The sequence below is a fragment of the Pseudomonas sp. St316 genome (genome assembly GCF_018325905.1).
In the GTDB taxonomy this organism is placed as follows: domain Bacteria; phylum Pseudomonadota; class Gammaproteobacteria; order Pseudomonadales; family Pseudomonadaceae; genus Aquipseudomonas.
In genome coordinates, this window is record NZ_AP021901.1 from 932,903 (window position 1) to 947,047 (window position 14,145).

Here is a 14,145-nt window from a genome sequence, read left to right on the forward strand (position 1 = left end):
ATGTAGTTTGCTGTTGCTACACTCTAGTGCTAGAGCGCCTAAAACTCCCATCCGGTTGATGATGAGAGTAGTTTTAAATGTTTTATCGGTGCACTTAATAACTGTCGCTTAATCAAGCGCTATCGCAATGATTTCAATGGCGAGACTCCCAACCGGTCGTTCCCAGATCACTTCATCCCCTGCCTTCGCTCCCAACAACGCTCGCCCTAGCGGCGAGCCCCAGTTGATCAGTCCACTGGTCGCATCGGCCTGGTCCTCACCTACCAGTTGCACTCGCTGTTCGTGATCATGCTCGTCGACAAAGGTTACCCAATGTCCGATTCGCACTTGATCGGATGAAGTCGGCGCAACGACCTGGGCGCTTTGCAGGCGCTGGTTGAAATAGCGCAGATCCCTTTCAATGTCCGCGATGCGCTGCTTGTCTGCCTGCTCCCCTCTGGCCGTCTGCTGGCTGTGCAGCGCCTGCAATTGGGCGACCCGGGCCTGCAATTGGGCGAGTCCGGCGGGGGTGACGTAGTTGGGTTGCGCACTGACCTGGCGTTCGACCGGTTGGTCGGCCTGGGCTGTGGCGTTGTCTTCGTTGACGAAAGCGCGACTCATGGTGTTCTCCTCTATTGGAGTTTGGGCCATGGTCGCAGGGTTTTGGTTTCGATGGATGTCTGTACGCGACTTACGGCGAGCGATAAGCCCGGGCGGCGTCCTGGTCTTTCTGTTGCTGCCAGGCCCGTTCACGTTCATCCCAATGGCGTTCGCGATAGGCATTGCGCTCTTCGCTCTCGCGCATGGCCTGGCACTGGCGGAAACCGTCGCTCCAGCCTTCGGCGTAGCGTGGATCCTTGAGATAGCGCGGCACATCTTTGCGGAATTGGCCGGTGATCACACCCGCCGCTTGCCGGCCGCTGCTGCAACCATCGTCGTAGCCGTCGGCAAACGCCGGTGGATAGCCCCGGGCGACCAGGTCTTCGTGGGTGGTTTCACAGCCACCGAGCAACATCAACATACCCAAGACCACTGCCACGCGCTTCATTTGTGCTTTCCTGCCGAATCCCGCTCATACAAGAAGTCTAGAAGTGGATTCGTCAGAAAGGCGTGAAAGCGCGGTGATTAATCCGTTCGTTGCCCAGTCCGGTCAGTAGTGGTACCACTTCACCTCGAGCATCACCTCGTTCTCCGGTGAAGCCAATTGGCTGAATTCCCGCTGGGCACTCAAGCGCAGGCCGAGGTTGCGGGACAGTTCCCACTGCTGATTCAGGCTCAGGCTACGGCGCACTTCGCCGTTGACGAAATAATCACCCTTGGCTTCCAGGCTCAGGTTGCCCAGCGGGTTTTTCCACAGCACACCGCTGTTGAAACCGGCGGCCGGGGCGATGAATTGGGCGAAGTCGTTGTTGTGCTCGACGCGTACCGTGCCCAGGGCAAAGCCCAGCATATCTTCGCCCAGCGCCCAGGTGCCGCCCGCGCCGCCGTTGACATGGCTGACCAAGGTTTCATCGTCGTGTTTGCCCGGTACCCGTTCCAGGCCGCCAGTGACCTGCCAGGACAGTGGCTGCAGCAACTCATTGCGCGGCGTCAGCGAGCGGATGGTTGCCAGGTCGAGTTGTTGCACCTGCCAGTCATTGCCTTCGTACTGGCGCAGTTTTAACTGCAGGATCTCGATCTGCGCGCCCAAGGGGAAACTTTCGGCGTTGTCGTTGAGATCGTGATAGGCCATGCGCAGGCCATACTCGCCGAACGCCCGGTCGCCTCGCGTGCCAAGGCCGGCCTGCCAGGTGCGTGATTGGTGACCGTCTTCGGGCAGGCCCGGTTGTGGGATATCGAGTTCCGGTGCGGGGTTCTGGTTGATCGCCCGCAACAGTTCGAAGCTGCGCTGGGCCCGCTGTGGATCGCGCTCCTGGCCATTGGCGCGATAACGCTCCAGGCGATAGGCCGCATCAATGATCAGCGCCTGGCGCGCTCGTGGCAGCGCCTTGAAGCCTGGGGTTTGCAGTTGTTGCTGGTCGGCGCTGACTTTAAGTACCCATTGCTGTTCATCATCGCTGAGCGGTTCGGCGCGGCTGAGCAGTTCCCGTTCCCGGGACGGTCGATACTGGATGCTTTCCACCAGGCCGGCTTCTTTTACTGCCTTGACGGTGTCGGTGGGAATCGCGGTCAGCGGGAATTGTTCGGTCAGGCGCAGGCTGGGGCGAGCCACTTGCAGCAATTCGAGCAGGCGATAGGAGCAGTTTTCGTCGAAGAAAAAATAATCGAACTGAATCTGCTTGAGTTCCCAGACGTGCTCGACCATGCGCTCGGTTTCCGCCTGGCTCAGGTTCAGGCGATATTCCCACAGGTCGCGGTTCTCCAGGCTACGGTACTCGGAGAGTTTTTCCTGGTACGGCACCAGGGCGAACAGGCCGGGATAACCGCCCATCAAGCCCTTCCAGGCATAGAGGATGCTGTTGTCCGAACCTTCGATGTAGGCGCCGAAATTGATCGCATAGCTGAGCAGGGCGGTCTTGTCGCTTTGCACGTCGGCCTGGTCGATGCGCAACAGGGTGTGACCGAACATCGAGGAGGGGCTGTTCAGGTACGCGGCGGGAAAGATCATCACCGCGCTGTGGGGCGAGACGTCCTTGAACCATTGCTTGAAGTCGCTGCAGTCGACGGCTGGCAGATTCGTCAGGTTGAGCTGGGCCTTGAGCCAGCGTGTTCGCGCCGGGTACACGCACTGGGCATGCTGCTGGCCGGCGCTGGCCGGGCCATACAGGGCTTCTAGCGTGGCGCTCAGTTCACGCGCGGGATGTTCGTTGCCATCGGGCGCGAGGAAGAATTTCTTGTCGCTGACATAGCTGCGCCAACCGCCGAGCTTGGCGGTCTCGTAGTGGCCCAGGGAAATCCAGAAGCGATCATTGGCCAGTTGCTGCAAACGTTGAGGGTCGACATGAGGCGCGGCGGACAGCGGGGCGCACACACAGAGCGCCAGCCAGGCAAGGCGTTTGAGCATAGTCGGCTACTTGGAAAGACGAAAAATAAAGACCGAAGGGGCCCCAAAAAGAAAACCCGCTCCCCGAGAGGAGCGAGTGGTGTCGAGCTTAAGCTTGAGTGGCGTACTTGGCCAGGCGAGGATCGCTTTTCAGCACGGCCAGGGTATTGGTATGCACGTCTTCGGCGGTCACGTCAGCCTTGCTGAAGATCTGCTGGAAGTGCTCGTGGGTGACAGCGGAGAAATGCGCACGGTCTTCCGGCGCTACGCCCAGTACCACGGCGTAGGTGGTCAGCGCTTCGCCCTGACCCTTGGCCATGTCTTCGGACAGCTCGTTCATCATGCCATTCATGGCCAGCCAGGACTTGCCACCGTAGGTCAGTGCCGCGTTGGTCGAGCAACCGTTGGTGCCGGATGTCATGCCGAATGTAGCGTTACCGGAAGTGCCGTTGGTGGTGGATGCCAGGAAGTGAGCCGGGGTGCCACGCTGACCTTCGAACAGCATGTTGCCCCAGCCGCAATCCGGGCCGCCCGGCGCCTGAGCCATGGCGTTGATGGATACAGCGGTGAAGAGAGTACCGAGAAGAATCCGTTTCATAGCTATGTTCTCTTTATGTGCATACCAATGGACAGGGTCTGGCGCCTTTGTGGCTTCAACCACGCGTGCCAGGGGGCCGGTTATTGTTCCAGCCGCGCAATTTGGAGTTTAGGCACGATCCTGGGGTTCCGTGACATTTTGCAAAAACATTACTGAGGATCATCTATTTGCGGGGCCCCGCCCGAGGTTTTCCCGTTGACTATGCTTTGGGCAGAGGCGCTCCTTGCCAGTCAGGTACAGGCGGCGCCAGAATGCCGCTATCTGCCCCGCCTGATGTAAGGAAGCCCGATGCCTGATCCTGTTGCTGCCAGCTTGCGTCTAGCGCCCGAAGCGCTGACTCGTCCGTTTTCCGCTGAACAGTTCAGCTTCTCTACCACCAATGATCTGGAGCCCTTCCGCGGTGTGCTTGGCCAGGAACGTGCGGTCGAAGCCTTGCAGTTCGGCGTGGCCATGCCGCGCCCCGGTTACAACGTATTTGTCATGGGCGAGCCCGGCACTGGCCGGTTTTCGTTCGTCAAACGCTACCTCAAGGCCGAAGGCAAGCGCCTGCAGACCCCGGCGGACTGGGTCTACGTCAACAACTTCGATGAGCCCCGCGAACCCCGTGCCCTGGAACTGCCGTCAGGCACGGCCGGTGCCTTCATCACCGACATCAACGGCCTGATCGACAACCTGCTGGCGACCTTTCCAGCGGTGTTCGAGCACCCGTCCTACCAGCAGAAAAAAAGCGCCATCGACCGCGCCTTCAACCAGCGCTACGACCGTGCCCTGGATATCATCGAGCGCCTGGCGCTGGAGAAGGATGTCGCGCTGTACCGTGACAGCAGCAACATCGCCTTCACGCCAATGAGCGAAGGCAAGGCCCTGGATGAAGCGGAGTTCGCCCAGTTGCCGGAAGCCGAGCGCGAGCGTTTCCATGAGGACATCTCGGGCCTGGAAGAGCGCTTGAACGAAGAGCTCGCCAGCCTGCCGCAATGGAAGCGCGAGTCCAGCAACCAGTTGCGCCAGCTCAACGAAGAAACCATCACCCTGGCCCTGCAACCGTTGCTGGCACCACTGTCGGAGAAGTACGCAGAAAACGCTGCGGTCTGCGGCTACCTGCAGGCCATGCAGGTCTATCTGCTCAAGACCGTGGTCGAGCAATTGGTGGACGACAGCAAGACCGACGCCATCGCCCGCAAGCTGCTGGAGGAGCAATACGCCCCGAGCCTGATGGTCGGGCATCCGTTCAGCGGTGGCGCCCCGGTCGTGTTCGAGCCGCACCCGACCTACGACAACCTGTTCGGCCGCATCGAGTACAGCACCGACCAGGGCGCGCTCTACACCACGTATCGGCAGCTGCGTCCGGGCGCCTTGCACCGGGCCAATGGCGGTTTCCTGATTCTCGAAGCAGAAAAAATGCTCAGTGAGCCGTTTGTGTGGGATGCGCTCAAACGCGCCCTGCAATCGCGCAAGCTGAAGATGGAATCGCCACTGGGTGAGCTGGGACGGCTGGCCACGGTCACCCTTACACCGCAACACATCCCGTTGCAGGTCAAGGTCGTGATCATCGGTGCTCGCCAGCTGTATTACACGTTGCAGGACCTGGATCCGGACTTCCAGGAAATGTTTCGCGTGCTGGTGGATTTCGACGAAGACATCCCGATGGGCGACGAGAGCCTGGAGCAGTTCGCCCAGTTGCTCAAGACCCGCACTTCGGAAGAGGGCATGGCGCCGCTGACCGCCGACGCGGTAGCGCGCCTGGCGACCTACAGTGCGCGTCTGGCCGAACACCAGGGGCGCTTGTCGGCGCGCATCGGTGACCTGTTCCAACTGGTCAGCGAGGCGGATTTCATTCGCCAACTGGCCGGTGACGAGATGACCGACGCCGGCCACATCGAACGCGCCCTCAAGGCCAAGGCCACCCGTACCGGGCGTGTCTCGGCGCGAATCCTCGACGACATGCTGGCCGGGATCATCCTGATCGACACCGCGGGCGCGGCCGTGGGCAAATGCAACGGGCTGACGGTGCTTGAGGTTGGCGACTCGGCGTTTGGCGTGCCGGCGCGGATTTCCGCCACGGTGTACCCGGGCGGTAGCGGCATCGTCGACATCGAGCGGGAGGTCAACCTTGGCCAGCCGATCCACTCCAAGGGCGTGATGATCCTCACCGGCTACCTGGGCAGCCGTTATGCCCAGGAGTTCCCGCTGGCGATTTCGGCCAGCATCGCGCTGGAGCAGTCCTACGGTTACGTGGACGGCGACAGCGCGTCCCTGGGCGAGGCCTGTACGCTGATCTCGGCCCTGTCGAAGACGCCGTTGAAGCAATGCTTTGCCATCACCGGCTCGATCAACCAGTTCGGCGAAGTGCAGGCGGTGGGCGGGGTCAACGAGAAGATCGAAGGCTTCTTCCGCCTCTGTGAAGCCCGCGGGTTGACCGGTGAGCAGGGGGCGATCATTCCCCAGGCCAACGTCGCGACCCTGATGCTCGATGAGAAAGTGCTGGCCGCCGTGCGCGCCGGGCAGTTCCACGTTTATGCGGTGCGCCAGGCCGACGAGGCCCTGAGCCTGTTGGTGGGCGAGCCTGCTGGCGAGCCGGACGAAAACGGCGAGTTCCCGGAGGGCAGCGTCAACGCCCGGGTGGTGGAGCGGCTGCGGGTGATCGCGGAAATGATCAGCGAGGACGACATCAAGGAAGCGGAAAAGGAACTGGCACAGCAAGCCTTGGCGGAGGCCAAGCCGGCGTGACGGTTTCCTGACCGCTGGTAAGTCCAATGTGGGAGCAAGCCTGTGGGAGCAAAGCTTGCTCCCACAGTTTTTTGTGGATTACTTCACAAAACGCCACCACTTTGGCGTCAATATTCACACTGTGACCGCTCGGCGCATTCTGGTCTCGAAAGTCCTTGCGCTCGGAACTTTTCTTCTATCCTCAGCTCAAGGATAACGAGAGTCATCATCGGATCGAAACAGCCTCCTCCCGGGGCTGAATACCGGATCTACCGAGGGGCGCCGCCATGTCGCGCAACCTTTGCCTCACTCGCCAATGCCTGGGCCTTGTCACCCGTATCGAATGCGCCATCCGCCCCCTGGCGGGAGATACCGGTATGTGGACCTTGCTCTTCGCCGCCGGAATGGCCGGTGAACAACCTTCTGCCATCAAGGCCCAAGGGCCATTCCCCGGCCCGACTGCCGCCGAATCCATCCTCGATACCATTGTGCAAAGCCTGACACTGCACGGCTACGAGCTGGCCGACGACCCGCAGATCTGGTCCCTGCACATGCAAGCTCAACTGCGTGAAATCAATGGAGGCCGTTGTCGCAACGTCGGCGGCTTCGAGTTTCGTCCGCTGCATTGAAGGCCATCACCGCACGGGCACCGGCAGTAAGATTTTGTCACAAGGGCAGGGACCAGGGAGGGCCCCGGCATTTGTGGGGCCGGTCGTGGCTGATATACTCGCCGCGATTTTTCAGCCCTGGTGTGAGATTCAATGGAACGCTTTATCGAAAACGCAATGTACGCCTCCCGTTGGCTGCTGGCGCCGATCTACTTCGGGCTGTCCCTGGGCTTGCTGGCCCTGGCGCTGAAATTCTTCCAGGAAGTCTTTCACGTTATCCCCAACGTGTTTTCCATGGCCGAGTCCGACCTGATCCTGGTCCTGCTGTCGTTGATCGACATGGCGCTGGTGGGCGGCCTGCTGGTGATGGTGATGATTTCCGGCTACGAGAACTTCGTCTCGCAACTGGACATCGCCGACGACAAGGAAAAGCTCAACTGGCTGGGCACCATGGACTCTTCATCGCTGAAGATGAAAGTCGCTGCCTCGATCGTGGCCATTTCCTCCATCCACCTGCTGCGCATCTTCATGGACGCCAAGAACGTCGATCCCGAGCACCTGATGTGGTACGTGATCATCCACATGACCTTCGTGGTCTCGGCCTTCGCCATGGGCTACCTGGACAAACTGACCAAGCACTGAGGTCCGTTCACCGCGCTGGCGCAACGCCCGCCTGTTGAATTGCAGGCGGGCGTTGTCGTTTCCGGCGGGTGGCTTTGGCGCAGGGGGCTCGTCACCCGCGGGGCCATCTGTGCTAGTCTGCTCGCCCTTTTGGTTCCGGGCGCTCCGGGAGGCGCTGTGTCACGCACGGCAACTCTCGAGCCGTCCGCACAGCGGAGCAGCATCATGTCCGAAGTTAACCTGTCCACCGACGAAACCCGCGTCAGCTACGGCATTGGCCGTCAGTTGGGCGACCAACTGCGCGACAACCCGCCACCGGGCGTGAGCCTGGACGCAATCCTGGCCGGCCTGACCGACGCGTTCGCCGGCAAGCCAAGCCGCGTGGGCCAGGACGAGATGTCCGCCAGCTTCAAGGTCATTCGTGAAATCATGCAGGCCGAAGCCGCAGCCAAGGCCGAAGCCGCCGCTGGCGAAGGCCGTGCGTTCCTGACCGAAAACGCCAAGCGTGAAGGCATCACCACCCTGGCTTCCGGCCTGCAATTCGAAGTGCTGACCCAAGGTGAAGGCGCCAAGCCGACCCGTGAAGACCAGGTGCGTACCCATTATCATGGCACCCTGATCGACGGCACTGTGTTCGACAGCTCCTACGATCGTGGTCAGCCAGCCGAATTTCCGGTAGGCGGCGTGATCCCAGGCTGGACCGAAGCCCTGCAACTGATGAACGCCGGCAGCAAATGGCGCCTGTACGTGCCGAGCGAACTGGCTTACGGCGCTCAAGGTGTTGGCAGCATTCCACCGCACAGCGTGCTGGTGTTCGACGTCGAGTTGTTGGACGTACTGTAAGACCCTGGAATACCTGTGGGGGCGAGCTTGCTCGCGATGGCGGACTTACATTCAACATCCGCGTTGATTGTCATAGCGCTATCGCGAGCAAGCTCGCTCCCACAGGATCCATCGCTTCATCCGTGGAACCTGCCACTGAAATCACCCGTCGGGCGCAACGCCCGCGCGTAGCAGAACAGGAACAGATTGCGCACCAGCTCCTTGAGCACCAGCGGCTCGCTGGAGTTGAGGCTGTTGAGGTCCAGATCCCCTTGGTCCTGCAGCTCGTTCAAGGCCTCTTCTTCAAGCACCGCACAGACTTCCCCGGTTTCCCGATGCAGGATCCTGAGGTAGGGATGTGGGCGGTCCAGCCAGGCATCGATCAAATAGGTCATGGTTCTCATCTCCTTGATGGGGTCCGATGAGAATAATTCTTATTCGCTAAATAGCAAGTCTCTATTGGCGTTGCGATTGTTTTTCTGATGATGGGTTGTGGCAGCTCAAGACGGCTGGCACCTGGCTAGCGCCAGAAAAGGGGGCTAAAGCGGGGGAAGGCGAAGCTCCATCCCACACGCGGGGCGTGGGATGGAATACAGCAGAATCAGACTTTTCTGACGAACTCGGATTTGAGTTTCATCGGGCCGATGCCGTCGATCTTGCAGTCGATGTCGTGGTCGCCATCGCACAGGCGGATATTCTTGACCTTGGTGCCGACCTTGACCACCAGCGACGTGCCCTTGACCTTCAGGTCCTTGATCACGGTGATGGTGTCGCCATCCTGCAGGACGTTGCCGACCGAATCTTTCTTCACGGTATCGTCGGACACTGTTTCAGCTTCGCCGCTGGCGGACCATTCGTGGGCACACTCCGGGCAGACCAGTTGAGTACCGTCTTCGTAGGTGTATTCGGAATTGCATTTCGGGCAGGGAGGCAACGTGCTCACTAAGGTTCCTTGGGTATCAGGAGGGCAAAAGGGCGCACATTATATAGGGTTTTGTTGCGAAAGAGGGGCGGTGCCGCGTCTGGATATCCTGTGGCGAGAGGATTTGTGGGAGCAAGGCTTGCCCGCGATACAGGCGACTCGGTTTCTGAAGAACCGCATCGTCGTCATCGCGGGCAAGCCTTGCTCCCACAAAAGCCCTGTGTGTCAGTGGGTACGCGCCACCGCAAACTCGCTCAGCTCCACCAGCGCATCGCGGTATTCGCTGGCTGGCAGGGCGTCGAGGCATTTGATCGCGCGGGCAACGTAGTCCCGGGCCAGTTTCGCGGTGTAGTCCAGCGAGCCGGACGCTTCAACCGCGACACGGATGCTTTCGAGGTTTTCGATACCGCCTTTCTGGATCGCCTGGCGGACCAGTGCCGCCTGTTCAGGCGTGCCCTCGCGCATGGTGTAGATCAGCGGCAGGGTCGGCTTGCCTTCGGCCAGGTCGTCACCGACGTTCTTGCCCAGGGTCTCGGCATCGCCCTTGTAGTCGAGCAGGTCGTCCACCAACTGGAAGGCCACGCCCAGGTGATCGCCGAAGGTGCGCAGCGCTTCGCTCTGCTCGGCGCTGGCACCGGCCAGGGCGGCGGCGCTGTGGGTCGAGGCTTCGAAGAGCATCGCGGTCTTGCCGCGGATGACTTCCATGTAGGTTTCTTCGGTGGTGCTGGCGTCACGTACCTTGGACAACTGCAGCACTTCGCCTTCGGCGATGATGCGCGTGGCCTGGGACAGGATTTTCATCACCGGCATCGAGCCCAGCTCGACCATCATTTCGAACGAGCGCGAATACAGGAAGTCGCCCACCAGCACGCTCGGGGCGTTGCCCCACATGGCGTTGGCAGTCGAGCGGCCACGGCGCATGCCGGACATGTCGACCACGTCGTCGTGCAGCAGGGTCGCGGTGTGCAGGAATTCGATAGTGGCGGCCAGCAGGCGCATGTCGTCGCCTTCGCGACCCAAGGCCTTGCCGCACAACAGTACCAATAAAGGACGCAGGCGTTTACCGCCAGCCGATGTGATGTAGTCGCCGATTTTCGATACCAGCGGCACTCGGGAAGTCAGCTGCTTCTTGATGATGCCGTCGACGGCGCTAAAATCGTCCGCCACCGCGCGGTAGAAAGCTTGGGGTTGCATCAGCGACAGGTGCTCCAGAAGGGTTGCGCGGCATGCTAGGACCCACATCCGCAGGTGTCAAGGCGCGATGGACGGCCACTTGCAAGGGACTGCTGGCTTGCGTACAATCGCGCACCCTGAACTTCCTGGGCAGCACCTGCCTTACGCAATTGCATCCGGGCCTTCCAGCCCATGCAGCCATGCCAGCCAATACCTCTTCTTATAAAGCGCTGGGTGAGCAGGATTATCGGAGAAATACCATGTCGTACGCAGTAATTGTTACTGGTGGCAAGCAATACAAGGTCGCCCCAGGTGAATACCTGAAGATCGAAAAACTGGAAATCGCTACCGGCGAATCCGTGACTTTTGATCGCGTTCTGTTGGTCGCCAATGGCGATGACGTGAATATCGGCGCTCCAGTCGTTGCTGGCGCTACCGTTGTGGCTGAAGTGATCTCCCAAGGTCGTCACGATAAAGTCCGCATCATCAAGTTCCGTCGCCGTAAGCACCACATGAAGCGTATGGGCCACCGCCAGTGGTACACCGAGATCAAAATCACCGGTATTCAGGCTTAATTTCAGCCTAATTCCTCACTAGGAGAATTGAACTCATGGCACACAAAAAAGCTGGTGGTAGTACCCGTAACGGTCGCGACTCAGAAGCCAAACGCCTTGGCGTGAAGATGTATGGCGGCCAGAAAATCATTCCGGGCAACATCATCGTGCGTCAGCGCGGCACCCAATTCCACGCCGGTTACGGTGTTGGCATGGGTAAGGATCACACCCTCTTCGCTAAAATCGAAGGCGTGATCAAGTTCGAAGTAAAGGGCGCGTTCAACCGCCGTTACGTGAGTGTTGTCGCGGCTTAATCGCGAGAATGCTGGAAAAGCCCTGTCTTGCGACGGGGCTTTTTCGTTTGTGGGGTGAGTCTCTTGCAAAACTGTTTGTATGGGCCGTCGACGCTGCAATTGGGGCGTTTCATCAGGCCGCTGCGCTCATTTTTGCAAGAGTCTTATGTCTTGTTTTTTTGGCTCGTCCGTATGGCGAGAGGCGTGTGTCATGAAGTTTGTTGATGAAGTATCGATTCGAGTAAAGGCCGGCGACGGCGGCAATGGTTGCATGAGTTTCCGTCGGGAAAAGTTCATTGAAAACGGTGGTCCGAACGGTGGTGATGGGGGTGACGGCGGCTCGATCTACATGCTCGCCGACGAAAACCTCAACACCCTGGTGGACTACCGTTACACCCGGCACTTCGATGCCGAGCGTGGCTCCAACGGCGGCAGCACCGACTGCACCGGCAAGAAGGGCGAAGACCTGATCCTGCGCGTGCCAGTCGGCACCACGGTGATCGATTCGGCCACCCAGGAAGTGATTGGCGACCTGACCAAGGCCGGTCAGCGTCTGTTGGTCGCCCATGGCGGCTGGCACGGCCTGGGCAACACCCGTTTCAAATCCAGTACCAACCGCGCGCCGCGCCAGACCACGCCAGGCAAGCCAGGTGAGCAGCGTGACCTGAAGCTGGAAATGAAAGTGTTGGCCGACGTGGGCCTGTTGGGCCTGCCGAACGCCGGTAAAAGTACCTTCATTCGCTCGGTGTCGGCGGCCAAGCCGAAAGTCGCCGATTACCCGTTCACCACCCTCGTGCCGAATCTGGGCGTGGTCAGCGTCGACCGTTGGAAAAGCTTCGTGATCGCCGACATCCCGGGGTTGATCGAAGGGGCTTCCGAGGGCGCGGGCCTGGGGATTCGCTTTCTCAAGCACTTGTCCCGTACCCGCCTGTTGCTGCACCTCGTGGACATGGCGCCGTTGGATGAAACCAGTGCCGCCGATGCCGCCGAAGTCATTGTCAACGAGCTGACCAAGTTCAGTCCGGCCCTGGCCGAGCGCGACCGTTGGCTGGTGCTGAACAAGTGCGACCAGATCCTTGAGGAAGAGCATGAGGAGCGGGTCAAGGAAATCGTCGATCGCCTGGAGTGGGAAGGTCCGGTCTACGTGATCTCGGCCATCGCCAAGGAAAACACCGAGCGCCTGTGCCACGACATCATGCGTTACCTGGAAGATCGCGCCGACCGCCTGGCCAACGATCCGGCCTACAAGGAAGAGCTGGCCGAACTCGATCAGCGCATCGAAGACGAGGCCCGTGCCCAGCTGCAGGCGCTGGACGACCAGCGAGCCCTGCGTCGCAGCGGCGTCAAGTCGGTCCATGACATCGGTGACGACGATTGGGACGAAGAAGATGTGGATGACGAAGACGGTCCGGAAATCATCTACGTTCGCGACTGATCTGGTGCTGTTGCCGCTCAGTTGGGGCTAAGGCCTGTGTGAGCGAACCTGTGGGAGCAAAGCTTGCTCGCGATAGCGATTTTACGGCCAGCAAAGGTGTTGGATGTGATGGCGTCATCGCGGGCAAGCCTTGCTCCCACAGGCTCATCCCCCAAGGATTCTCGGGGGGCAGGTTCAAGTGGTTCAGTGCAGTGTTATCATCGCAGCCAGCCGGTTTCCAAGGCGCCGCTCATTCGAGCGGCGTTTTGGTATCTGTAAAACGCAAATACGAATAATCCCATGGGCGGCGCTGGGTCGCGCCGTTCGCTGGCAAAGGTTGAAGATGATGCGGAGCAAGGTGACGGGTGCGCAGCGCTGGGTCGTGAAGATCGGCAGCGCACTGCTGACGGCGGATGGCAAGGGTCTGGACCGCCAGGCAATGGCGGTGTGGGTCGAGCAGATGGTGGCCTTGCATGAGGCTGGCGTCGAGCTGGTATTGGTCTCTTCGGGGGCTGTGGCAGCTGGCATGAGCCGTTTGGGCTGGACGTCGCGACCCAGCGCGATGCATGAGCTGCAGGCTGCCGCCGCCATTGGCCAGATGGGCCTGGTGCAGGCTTGGGAATCAAGCTTCGCCGAGCACGGTCGCCATACGGCGCAGATCCTGCTGACCCATGACGATCTGTCCGACCGCAAGCGCTACCTCAATGCCCGCAGTACCTTGCGCGCGCTGGTGGAGCTCAAAGTCATCCCGGTGATCAACGAGAACGACACGGTGGTCACCGACGAAATCCGTTTCGGCGATAACGACACCCTGGCGGCGCTGGTGGCGAACCTGGTGGAGGCGGATCTGCTGGTGATTCTCACGGACCGCGACGGCATGTTCGACGCCGACCCGCGCAACAACCCTGACGCCAAGCTGATCTGCGAAGCCCGCGCCGACGATCCGGCGCTGGACGCGGTGGCGGGTGGCACCGGTGGTGCGCTGGGCCGTGGCGGCATGCAGACCAAGCTGCGTGCGGCGCGCCTGGCGGCGCGTTCCGGGGCGCACACCATCATTGTCGGCGGTCGGTTGGAACGGGTGCTGGATCGCCTGAAAGCGGGCGAGCGCATCGGCACGTTGCTCTCTCCTGAGCGCGGCATGCTGGCGGCACGCAAGCAGTGGTTGGCCGGGCACCTGCAGACCCGCGGCACCCTGGTGTTGGACGCAGGCGCGGTCGCGGCCTTGTCCCGAGGCAACAAAAGCCTGCTGCCAGTGGGTGTGAAGCTGGTCCAGGGCAGCTTCCGTCGGGGCGAAATGGTGGTGTGCGTGGCCCCGGACGGTCGCGAGATAGCCCGTGGGTTGGCCAACTACAGCGCGCTGGAAGCGCAGAAAATCATCGGTCAGTCGTCTGATGCGATTGTCGGTCTGTTGGGTTACATGGCGGAGCCTGAACTGGTTCACCGTGACAACCTGATCCTCGTCTAAGGAAAAA

At 60.6% G+C, this 14,145-nt stretch carries 15 protein-coding genes; 8 read left to right on the forward strand and 7 right to left on the reverse strand.

Annotation, left to right across the window (positions count from 1 at the left end):
- Nucleotides 1–108: 108 nt before the first annotated feature.
- The 4 genes from KI237_RS04050 to KI237_RS04065 all read right to left on the reverse strand — a co-directional run bounded on the left by KI237_RS04050 (nt 109) and on the right by KI237_RS04065 (nt 3,560).
- On the reverse strand, nt 109–600 hold the full coding sequence (locus KI237_RS04050; protein ID WP_212798906.1) for a GreA/GreB family elongation factor: 492 nt from the start codon (nt 598–600) through the stop codon (nt 109–111).
- Between the two features lie 70 nt (nt 601–670).
- On the reverse strand, nt 671–1,027 hold the full coding sequence (locus KI237_RS04055; protein ID WP_212798907.1) for a hypothetical protein: 357 nt from the start codon (nt 1,025–1,027) through the stop codon (nt 671–673).
- A gap of 102 nt (nt 1,028–1,129) precedes the next feature.
- Nucleotides 1,130–2,983 (reverse strand): Lnb N-terminal periplasmic domain-containing protein, encoded by a 1,854-nt coding sequence (locus tag KI237_RS04060; protein WP_212798908.1) that lies wholly within the window; start codon nt 2,981–2,983, stop codon nt 1,130–1,132.
- An 88-nt stretch (nt 2,984–3,071) separates the two neighbouring features.
- Entirely contained in the window at nt 3,072–3,560 is a 489-nt protein-coding gene (locus tag KI237_RS04065; RefSeq protein ID WP_003185616.1) for a DUF3015 domain-containing protein, read from the reverse strand.
- Nucleotides 3,561–3,848: 288 nt separating this feature from the next.
- Here KI237_RS04065 and KI237_RS04070 point away from each other — a divergent pair, with 288 nt between their 5' ends.
- The 4 genes from KI237_RS04070 to bamJ all read left to right on the forward strand — a co-directional run bounded on the left by KI237_RS04070 (nt 3,849) and on the right by bamJ (nt 8,338).
- Entirely contained in the window at nt 3,849–6,287 is a 2,439-nt protein-coding gene (locus tag KI237_RS04070; RefSeq protein WP_212798909.1) for a Lon protease family protein, read from the forward strand.
- 266 nt (nt 6,288–6,553) lie between these two features.
- Nucleotides 6,554–6,895 carry a PA4575 family protein gene (locus tag KI237_RS04075; protein ID WP_013694243.1) on the forward strand — a complete coding sequence of 114 codons (342 nt, stop codon included), beginning with the start codon at nt 6,554–6,556 and terminating at the stop codon, nt 6,893–6,895.
- A gap of 132 nt (nt 6,896–7,027) precedes the next feature.
- Nucleotides 7,028–7,516 carry a TIGR00645 family protein gene (locus KI237_RS04080; RefSeq protein ID WP_014340287.1) on the forward strand — a complete coding sequence of 163 codons (489 nt, stop codon included), beginning with the start codon at nt 7,028–7,030 and terminating at the stop codon, nt 7,514–7,516.
- A gap of 204 nt (nt 7,517–7,720) precedes the next feature.
- A complete protein-coding gene (gene bamJ, locus KI237_RS04085; protein ID WP_212798910.1) occupies nt 7,721–8,338 on the forward strand; it encodes a BamJ family beta-barrel-assembly machinery protein in 618 nt (205 codons plus the stop codon).
- 116 nt (nt 8,339–8,454) lie between these two features.
- Here bamJ and KI237_RS04090 read toward each other — a convergent pair whose 3' ends face one another.
- From KI237_RS04090 to KI237_RS04100, 3 genes are all read right to left on the reverse strand, one after another.
- Nucleotides 8,455–8,712, reverse strand: coding sequence for a PA4570 family protein (locus KI237_RS04090; RefSeq protein ID WP_003205743.1), 258 nt, complete (start codon nt 8,710–8,712; stop codon nt 8,455–8,457).
- A 206-nt stretch (nt 8,713–8,918) separates the two neighbouring features.
- The gene (locus KI237_RS04095) at nt 8,919–9,260 is read right to left on the reverse strand and encodes a zinc ribbon domain-containing protein YjdM (protein WP_003205741.1); all 342 of its coding nucleotides are present in this window, start codon (nt 9,258–9,260) and stop codon (nt 8,919–8,921) included.
- Between the two features lie 204 nt (nt 9,261–9,464).
- On the reverse strand, nt 9,465–10,433 hold the full coding sequence (locus tag KI237_RS04100; protein WP_212798911.1) for a polyprenyl synthetase family protein: 969 nt from the start codon (nt 10,431–10,433) through the stop codon (nt 9,465–9,467).
- 239 nt (nt 10,434–10,672) lie between these two features.
- On the opposite strand from KI237_RS04100, the gene rplU reads away from it, so the two are divergent.
- From rplU to proB, 4 genes are all read left to right on the forward strand, one after another.
- Nucleotides 10,673–10,987, forward strand: a complete 315-nt coding sequence (rplU, locus tag KI237_RS04105; protein ID WP_003176051.1) for a 50S ribosomal protein L21 — start codon at nt 10,673–10,675, stop codon at nt 10,985–10,987.
- Between the two features lie 35 nt (nt 10,988–11,022).
- Nucleotides 11,023–11,280, forward strand: coding sequence for a 50S ribosomal protein L27 (gene rpmA / locus KI237_RS04110; RefSeq protein WP_003176049.1), 258 nt, complete (start codon nt 11,023–11,025; stop codon nt 11,278–11,280).
- 190 nt (nt 11,281–11,470) lie between these two features.
- On the forward strand, nt 11,471–12,694 hold the full coding sequence (gene cgtA, locus KI237_RS04115) for an Obg family GTPase CgtA (RefSeq protein WP_039593902.1): 1,224 nt from the start codon (nt 11,471–11,473) through the stop codon (nt 12,692–12,694).
- Nucleotides 12,695–13,019: 325 nt separating this feature from the next.
- Entirely contained in the window at nt 13,020–14,138 is a 1,119-nt protein-coding gene (gene proB, locus KI237_RS04120) for a glutamate 5-kinase (RefSeq protein WP_212800552.1), read from the forward strand.
- Nucleotides 14,139–14,145 lie beyond the last annotated feature (7 nt).